This is a genomic window from Neoroseomonas rubea (assembly GCF_016106015.1).
Taxonomy (GTDB): domain Bacteria; phylum Pseudomonadota; class Alphaproteobacteria; order Acetobacterales; family Acetobacteraceae; genus Neoroseomonas; species Neoroseomonas rubea.
Window position 1 is genome coordinate 1 of record NZ_JACADQ010000203.1, and the last position, 7,224, is coordinate 7,224.

Consider the following 7,224-nt stretch of genomic DNA (forward strand, 5'->3'; position numbering starts at 1 on the left):
TCGCCGCGGCGCTGGAGGCCGCCGGTGCCGCCCCCTGGCCGGACCCGGCGCGGCGCGTCGGCGTCCCCGGCATGTCCGCCCTGCCCCGCGCGCTGGCCGAGGGCCTGCCCGTCATGGCCTCCTGCCACGTTGGGCGGATCCTCGGCGAACCGGGCGCCTGGCGCATCCAGCACTGGGACGCGAAGGAGGCGAAGCCCGGCGCGCCCCTGCCCGCGACCCCGCCCATCGAGGACGGCCCCTTCTCCGCCGTGCTCGTCACCATCCCCGCGCCGCAGGCGATCGACCTGCTGCCGGACATGGCCGCGACGCTGCGCCCCGTGCGCTACGCGCCCTGCTGGACGGTGATGGCGCATTTCGACGTGCCTCTTCCGCTGCCCGACACGCTGCGCCCCGAAGGCCATGCCATCGGCTGGGCCGCGCGGGATTCCTCGAAGCCGGGCCGCGACGGCGCGGCGGAATGCTGGGTGGTGCAGGCGGGGCCCGCCTGGACGCGCGCGCATCTCGAAGCGCGGGCGGAGGAGATCGCAGCCCCGCTGCTGGCGGAACTCGCGACGCTCGCCGCCACGCCCCTGCCCGTCCCCGCCTGGGCGGCGGCGCATCGCTGGCGCTATTCGCTGCTGGAAGCCCCACTCGGCGCGCCCTTCCTGTGGGATGCGGCGCGGCGGATCGGCCTCGCGGGCGATTGGTGCCTCGCCGGTCGGGCGGAAGCGGCCTGGGACAGCGGCGCGGCGCTTGCCGCGACCATCGCGCCGTGACGCGCCCGCCCGCGCCCGCGACGCCGGAGGACGCGCTGGACAGCGCCTTCCGCCTTCTCGCCCGTGGCGTGGCGGATCGGCGCAGCCCCTTCCACACGCCGACACTCGCGACCGTCGCGGCCGATGGCGCGCCGAATCTCCGCACCGTCGTGCTGCGCGCCTTCGACCCGGCCACGCGCCGCATCCGCATCCACACCGACCGGCGCAGCGCCAAGGCGGCCGAGATCGCCGCCCGGCCGCGCGTGATGCTGCATGGCTACGATGCCGGCGCGCAGGTGCAGCTGCGGCTCGCCGGCGACGCGACGCTGCACCTCGGCGATGCCGAGGCCGAGACCGCCTGGGCCGGCAGCCGCCCGATGTCGCGCATGGTCTACGCAACCCCGCACGCGCCGGGCGCGACGCTGGACGCGCCGCCGCCCGCGCCGCAGGACGCGGAAGGCGGGCGGGAGAACTTCGCCGTGGTGACCTTCATCCTGGACCGGCTGGACTGGCTGCTGCTCACGCATGACGGGCATCGCCGCGCGCGCTTCGCCTGGGACCAAGGGGGCGCGCTCTCCGCCGCCTGGGTGGCGCCATGAGCGAGCCCGCGATCCGCGAGGCCATCCTCGCCCTGGTCGCCGAGCGCGGCGCGGAAAAAAGCATCTGCCCGTCGGAGGCCGCGCGTGCGCTGGACCCGGAGGGCTGGCGGTCCCTGATGACGCGGGTGCGGCGGGAGGCGGTGCGCCTCGCGCAGGAAGGACGCATCGACATCCTGCGCAAGGGCAAGCAGGTTGACCCAGGCGCCGAGATTCGCGGCGTCATCAGGCTGAGGATCCGCCCATGATCGGCATGCTCTTCTCGCGCGGCGCGGCCGGCGTGCCGGCACCGGGCCCGGTGGACTTCGCGACGCTCGCCCTGCCCGCATCGCCCAACACCTGCCTGCTGACGCCCACCACCGCGCCGGGCGCGGGGCACCTGCACCGCGACCCCTTCCCCGTCTCGCCGGACCAGGCATGGGATGCGATCCGCGCCGTCGCGGCGGCGATGCCACGCACCTTCCCGCTGGCCGACTTCCCAGACCGCCGCCAGGCGCAATGGGTCGCGCGCACGCGGCTGATGAACTACCCCGACATCGTGGTGGCGGAGGTGGCGCCCGCCGGCGGCGGCACGGGGCTCTGGCTCTATTCGCGCAGCCTGATCGGCTATTCCGACCTCGGCGCGAACCGCGCCCGGGTGCTGGAATGGCTCGCCGCCTTCGAGGCACTGTTGCGCCGCGGCTGAGGAGAGACCGACATGCGCCGCCTCGGCCCCTTCCTGCGCGACGCCTGGGCGCTCGCCCGGCCCTACTGGAGCAGCGAGGATCGCTGGAAGGCGCGCGGGCTGCTCGCCGTCGTCGTCGCGCTGAACCTCTCGCTGGTCGGGATGACGGTGCTGCTCACCTACTGGCAGCGCGCCTTCTACAACGCGCTCGAGCAGAAGGACTGGGACGCCTTCATCGCGCTGCTGTTCACCTGGCACACGACGGAGGCCGAGGGCTTCCTGCCCTCCTTCAGCATCGTCGCGGCACTCTACATCCTGATCGCGGTCTACCAGCTGTATCTGCGCCAGGCCTTGCAGATCCGCTGGCGGCGCTGGCTGACCGAAGTCTACCTGACGCAGTGGCTGGAAGGCCGCGCCTACTACCGCATGTCGTTGACCGACCCGGCGACCGACAACCCGGACCAGCGCATCTCGGAAGATGCGCGCATGTTCGTGGACGACACGCTGACGCTCGGCCTCGGGCTGATGAATTCCGTCGTCACGCTGTTCTCCTTCGTCATCGTGCTGTGGTCGCTGTCCGGGCCGCTCAACGTGCTCGGCGTGAACATCCCGGGCTACATGGTTTGGGTCGCGCTGGTGTACGCGCTGGCGGGGACCTGGCTCGCGCATCTGATCGGCCGGCCGCTGGTCGCGCTGAACTTCACCCAGCAGAAGGTCGAGGCCGATTTCCGCTACGCGCTCGTGCGCTTCCGCGAGAACGTGGAAGGCGTCGCGCTGCATGGCGGCGAGGCGGATGAGAAGCGCGGCCTGACGCAGCGCTTCCGCGCGCTGATGGAGAACTGGTGGCTGATCATGACGGCCACCAAGCGGCTGACCTTCTTTACCGCCGGCTATTCGCAGGTGGCGATCGTGTTCCCGATCGTGGTCGCCGCGCCGGCCTATTTCGCCGGGCGCATCCCGCTCGGCGGGCTGATCCAGACGAGCAGCGCCTTCGGCCAGGTGCAGGGCGCGCTGTCCTGGTTCGTCGACAACTATGCGCGCCTGACGGAATGGCGCGCGACGGTGGAGCGCCTGACCGGCTTCACCCACGCCGTGGCACTCGCCCGCAGCGCCGAGGGCGGCCCGCGCGCGGCCAAGGGCGTAGAGGAGGCGCTGACGCTGAAGGACGTCACGCTGTCGCTGCCCGATGGGCGCGTGCTGCTCGCGGATGGGCGCGCCGAGATCCGGCCCGGCGAGTCCGTGCTGCTGACGGGCGCCTCCGGTTCGGGCAAGTCCACCCTGTTCCGCGCCATCGCCGGCATCTGGCCCTTCGGCGGCGGGGAGATCGCGCTGCCCGCCACGGGGCGCGCGCTGTTCCTGCCGCAGCGGCCCTATCTGCCGCTCGGCAGCCTCAAGCGCGCGGTCTGCTATCCGGAGGACGAGGCCGGCTTCACCGATGCCGCGGTGGCCGAGGCGCTGGAGGCGGCCGACCTCGCCCACCTGGTGCCGCGGATGAGCGAGGCGGATTCCTGGGACAAGCGCCTCTCGGGCGGGGAACAGCAGCGCCTCGCCCTGGCCCGCGCACTGCTGCTCAAGCCGGACTGGCTGTTCCTGGACGAGGCGACGGCGAGCCTCGACACGGCGGCGGAGGAACGGCTCTACCGGCTGCTGCGGGAAAGGCTGCCGGGCAGCACCATCCTGTCCATCGCGCACCGGCCGGCGGTGGCGGCGTTCCATGACCGGGCGATGCGGCTGGAGGACAGGGCGTTGAAGGTCGGGGGAGGGTGAACCTCCCCCGCCCCCTCCCTTCTCCATCGCTTGGGAACTGACAGCGGAGGTCAGTTCCCGACAGACAGAGAAGGTTGAGGGGGGAACGGGCGCCCATCGGCATTGCGCAGCAACGGCGATGGGACCCGTGGGGGGAGAAGTTCCCTTCTCCCCCCGCGCGCCTCAATCCACCGTGGCACCCGACCGCCGCACCACCTCCGCCCAGCGCGCCACATCGGCGCGTTGCGTGTCGCGGAACTGCTCGGGGCTGTTCGGCGCCACCGGCGGGGTGATCGCCTGGTTGTTGACCAGCCAGTCGCGGAATTCGGGCGTGGAGATGATGCGGTTCACCTCGGTGTTCATCCGCCGCACGATCGGCTCCGGCAGGTTGGCCGGGCCGAGGATGCCGTACCAGGTAGAGGTATCCATCGGCGGCAGGCCGCAGGCCTCGCCCACGGTCGGGACATCGGGCAGGGCGGCAAGGCGCTCGCGCGTCATGACCACCAGCGCGCGCACCTGGCCCTGGCGGATCGGCCCCATCGCCGCGGCGGTCTGGTTGAAGAACAGGTCCGTGTCGCCCGAGAGCAGCGCGCCCATGGCACCCGGCTGGCCGCGGAAGGGCACGTGCAGCAGGTCGAGCGAGGCCGCGGTCGCGAACTGCGCGCCGGCGAGATGCGTCGACGCGCCGTTGCCCGTCGAGCCGTAGGAGACCGCCTGCGGCCGCACCCGCGCCGCCGCCAGCACATCCTGGCAGCTGCGCAAGTTCGGCCGCTTCTCCGGGTTCACGATCAGCACGTTCGGCACGTCGCCGAGCAGGACCACGGGCGTGAAGTCGCGGACCACGTCGAAGGGCAGCGTGCGGTACAGCGCCGCGTTGATCGCGTGCGTGCCGGCGGTCCCGAGGTAGAAGGTGTAGCCGTCCGGCCGCGCCTTCGCGACGAGGTCCGAGCCGATGTTCCCGCCCGCGCCGGTACGGTTGTCCACCACCACGGGCACGCCGAGCGCGCGGGAGAGCGGATCGGCCAGCCGACGCGCGTAGATGTCGGTGCCGGCGCCGTTCGGGAAGCCGCCCATGATGGTCACGGGGCGGGACGGCCAGGGCGCCTCCTGCGCGGGGGCGGCGGTCGCGAGGCCTGCCACGAGCGCGGCGGCGGCAAGAAGGGTGCGGCGAAGCATGGTCCCGGTCTCCTCGGCATGGGGTGGGCGGGCGGAGCGGCCATGCTAGCCTGTCTGCGCCATGAACGCCCCCTCACCTGCCCCAAACCTCGCGCGGATCGCGCGTGGCGGGAAGTCCATCTATGGCGCGCCGCTCGGCATCCTGATGCTGGAGGCGCGCTTCCCGCGCATTCCCGGCGACATGGGCAATGGCGAGACCTGGCCCTTTCCCGTGCTGTTCCGCGTGGTGCGGGGCGCCACGCCGGAACGCGTCGTGCTGCAGGGCGCGCGCGGCCTGCTGCAGGATTTCGTCGATGCGGCGCGCGACCTGGTCGACCTCGGCGCCGAGGCGATCACGACGAACTGCGGCTTCCTCTCCCTGTTCCAGAAGGAGATGGCGGCTGCCGTCGGCGTGCCTGTCGCGACATCGTCGCTGATGCAGGTGCCCTGGGTGCAGGCGACGCTGCCGCCGGGCGAGCGTGTCGGCGTCATCACCGTCAGCAAGGGCTCGCTGACGCCGGCGCATCTGGAAGCGGCGGGCGTGCCGCTCGACACGCCGGTTGTCGGCACGGAAGGCGGGCGGGAATTCTTCCGCGTGCTTATCACGGCGGCGAAGAACGACCTCGATATCGCGCTGGCGGAACAGGACATCCTGGACGCCGGGCGGGCGCTGGTCGCCGCGCATCCGGAGGTCGGCGCGATCGTGCTGGAATGCACGAACATGCCGCCCTATGCCGCGGCGCTGCAGGCGGCGGTCGGCCTGCCGGTCTACGACATCTACTCGATGATCTCGTGGTTCCACGCCGGGCTGCGGCCGCGGCGCTTCGGCTGACCCGGGCCCGCCGCGCACCCCACATACCCGCGGGGCGGAGGACCGCGTTGCCGCCGGCGAAGCGGGCCGCGCGCCGCCCAAGCGAAGTGCCGCTGGCGGAGCGGCAAAAGGTGCGGCCTTCGGCCGCCGGGCATCAGCCGCCGCGGAAGAGGCTGAGCAGCGACTGCGGCGCCTGGTTCGCGATCGAGAGCGACTGCGTGCCGAGCTGCTGGCGGATCTGCAGCGCCTGGAGGCGCGCGGATTCCTTCGCGAGGTCCGCGTCGATCAGGGCGCCGAGGCCGCCTTCGAGCGCGTCCAGCTTTTCCCGGTTGTAGCCGATCTGCGCATCGACGTACCGCGCATCCGAGCCGTACTGGTTCAGCGCGTCAGCGATCGCCGTGTTGATCGTCGGCCAGTCGCCGCCCGCCGCGATCGCCGCCTGGGCGCCGGCCGCCGTGGTCGGCGCGGCGGCGACGACGAGCGTGCCGGCCGCGTCCACGGCGGTCAGGGTGTAGGTGGTGCCGGCCTCGTTGCGGGTCGTGACGATGTCGCCGCCGCCGGCGCCGGTGTCGGTGCTCAGCAGGGTGCGGCCATTGTAGGTCGCGTCGGCGATGAAGTTCTGGACCTGGGTGCGCAGCGCCTCGTACTGGGATTCGTACTGCGCGCGCTGGTCGGCGTTCAGCGTGTCGTCGGCCAAGCGGACCAGCGTCTCGCGCACCTTGATCATGGTGTCGGAGACCTTGCGCAGGCCGGCCAGCGAGGTGTCGAGCACGCCCTTGACGCCGCCGAGCTGCTCGTTCGCGGCCGTCAGGCCGGCGACATCGGCGCGCACCGACTGGGCCACGGCGAAGGCCGCGCCATCGTCCTTCGCGTCCGAGACGCGAAAGCCGGTCGAGACGCGCTTCTGCGTGGCGTTCAGCGCCTCATTGGTGCGATTCAGCGACTGCAGCGCCACCATGGCGCCGAGATTCGTGTTCACCGAATTGAGGCTCATCGGGATCTTCCCTTCACTCGCACGGGATATTCCCGTGGCACGCCCCCAATGTGCCGGGGGAAGATGAAGGGATTGCTAACCGGGCCGGGAAAAAACGCAGGTCGTCCAAAAAAAGAAAGGCCCCGCGGCTGGCGCCAGCGGGGCCTTCCATACACCGGGGGTGGTTACCCCTTCATGTTCACGGCCTGGCGGCCGCGCTGGCCGTCACGAACCTCGAGGGCGACCTTCTCGCCCTGCTGCACGTCCTGCCGGCCGACGCGCTGGAGGACGGAGGAATGCAGGAACACATCCTGCCCGCCATCATCCGGCGTCACGAAGCCGAAGCCGCGCACCTGGTCGAACCACTTGACCGTGCCGTTGACGTCATAGGTCGGCCCACCTTCGTCGCGGCCGAAGTCGCGGCGCGGCGGACGGTCGCCGAAGGCGCGCGGGGGACGATCCCCGAAGCCGCCGCCACCGCCGCCGCCGCCGAAGCCACCGCCGCCGCCGCCGCCGAAGTCACGGCGCGGGGGGCGGTCGCCGAA

At 72.2% G+C, this 7,224-nt stretch carries 9 protein-coding genes; 6 read left to right on the forward strand and 3 right to left on the reverse strand.

The window, feature by feature from the left end:
* The 5 genes from HW577_RS16880 to HW577_RS16900 all read left to right on the forward strand — a co-directional run.
* Window positions 1-755 (forward strand): NAD(P)/FAD-dependent oxidoreductase (locus tag HW577_RS16880; protein ID WP_198377315.1); only part of this gene is annotated, 755 nt, incomplete at its 5' end.
* Entirely contained in the window at window positions 752-1,333 is a 582-nt protein-coding gene (locus tag HW577_RS16885) for a pyridoxamine 5'-phosphate oxidase family protein (protein WP_198377316.1), read from the forward strand. The genes HW577_RS16880 and HW577_RS16885, both read left to right, overlap by 4 nt.
* Window positions 1,330-1,578 (forward strand): DUF3253 domain-containing protein, encoded by a 249-nt coding sequence (locus tag HW577_RS16890; RefSeq protein ID WP_198377317.1) that lies wholly within the window; start codon window positions 1,330-1,332, stop codon window positions 1,576-1,578. The genes HW577_RS16885 and HW577_RS16890 overlap by 4 nt, the downstream gene beginning before the upstream one ends.
* The gene (locus tag HW577_RS16895) at window positions 1,575-2,015 is read left to right on the forward strand and encodes a DUF1499 domain-containing protein (protein ID WP_198377318.1); all 441 of its coding nucleotides are present in this window, start codon (window positions 1,575-1,577) and stop codon (window positions 2,013-2,015) included. Before HW577_RS16890 ends, HW577_RS16895 begins: the two co-directional genes overlap by 4 nt.
* A 12-nt stretch (window positions 2,016-2,027) precedes the next feature.
* The gene (locus HW577_RS16900; protein WP_198377319.1) at window positions 2,028-3,761 is read left to right on the forward strand and encodes an ABC transporter ATP-binding protein/permease; all 1,734 of its coding nucleotides are present in this window, start codon (window positions 2,028-2,030) and stop codon (window positions 3,759-3,761) included.
* A gap of 162 nt (window positions 3,762-3,923) precedes the next feature.
* On the opposite strand, the gene HW577_RS16905 is transcribed toward HW577_RS16900, so the two are convergent.
* Complete coding sequence (locus HW577_RS16905) at window positions 3,924-4,916, reverse strand: Bug family tripartite tricarboxylate transporter substrate binding protein (protein ID WP_198377320.1); 993 nt, start codon at window positions 4,914-4,916, stop codon at window positions 3,924-3,926.
* A gap of 61 nt (window positions 4,917-4,977) precedes the next feature.
* Between HW577_RS16905 and HW577_RS16910 the strand changes: the two genes are divergently transcribed.
* The gene (locus tag HW577_RS16910; protein WP_198377321.1) at window positions 4,978-5,727 is read left to right on the forward strand and encodes an aspartate/glutamate racemase family protein; all 750 of its coding nucleotides are present in this window, start codon (window positions 4,978-4,980) and stop codon (window positions 5,725-5,727) included.
* A gap of 133 nt (window positions 5,728-5,860) precedes the next feature.
* Here HW577_RS16910 and HW577_RS16915 read toward each other — a convergent pair whose 3' ends face one another.
* Together HW577_RS16915 and HW577_RS16920 are read right to left on the reverse strand one after the other, a co-directional pair.
* Window positions 5,861-6,700, reverse strand: a complete 840-nt coding sequence (locus HW577_RS16915; RefSeq protein ID WP_198377322.1) for a flagellin — start codon at window positions 6,698-6,700, stop codon at window positions 5,861-5,863.
* Window positions 6,701-6,864: 164 nt separating this feature from the next.
* Window positions 6,865-7,224, reverse strand: a 360-nt coding sequence (locus HW577_RS16920; protein ID WP_198377323.1) for a cold-shock protein, incomplete at its 5' end; no start/stop codon positions are given.

Bases quoted from the DNA above. Each gene is read 5' to 3' on its own strand.
- HW577_RS16890 (WP_198377317.1), top strand. From the start codon at position 1,330: ATGAGCGAGCCCGCGATCCGCGAGGCCATCCTCGCCCTGGTCGCCGAG.
- HW577_RS16895 (WP_198377318.1), top strand. From the start codon at position 1,575: ATGATCGGCATGCTCTTCTCGCGCGGCGCGGCCGGCGTGCCGGCACCG.
- HW577_RS16900 (WP_198377319.1), top strand. From the start codon at position 2,028: ATGCGCCGCCTCGGCCCCTTCCTGCGCGACGCCTGGGCGCTCGCCCGG.
- HW577_RS16905 (WP_198377320.1), bottom strand. From the start codon at position 4,916: ATGCTTCGCCGCACCCTTCTTGCCGCCGCCGCGCTCGTGGCAGGCCTC.
- HW577_RS16910 (WP_198377321.1), top strand. From the start codon at position 4,978: ATGAACGCCCCCTCACCTGCCCCAAACCTCGCGCGGATCGCGCGTGGC.
- HW577_RS16915 (WP_198377322.1), bottom strand. From the start codon at position 6,700: ATGAGCCTCAATTCGGTGAACACGAATCTCGGCGCCATGGTGGCGCTG.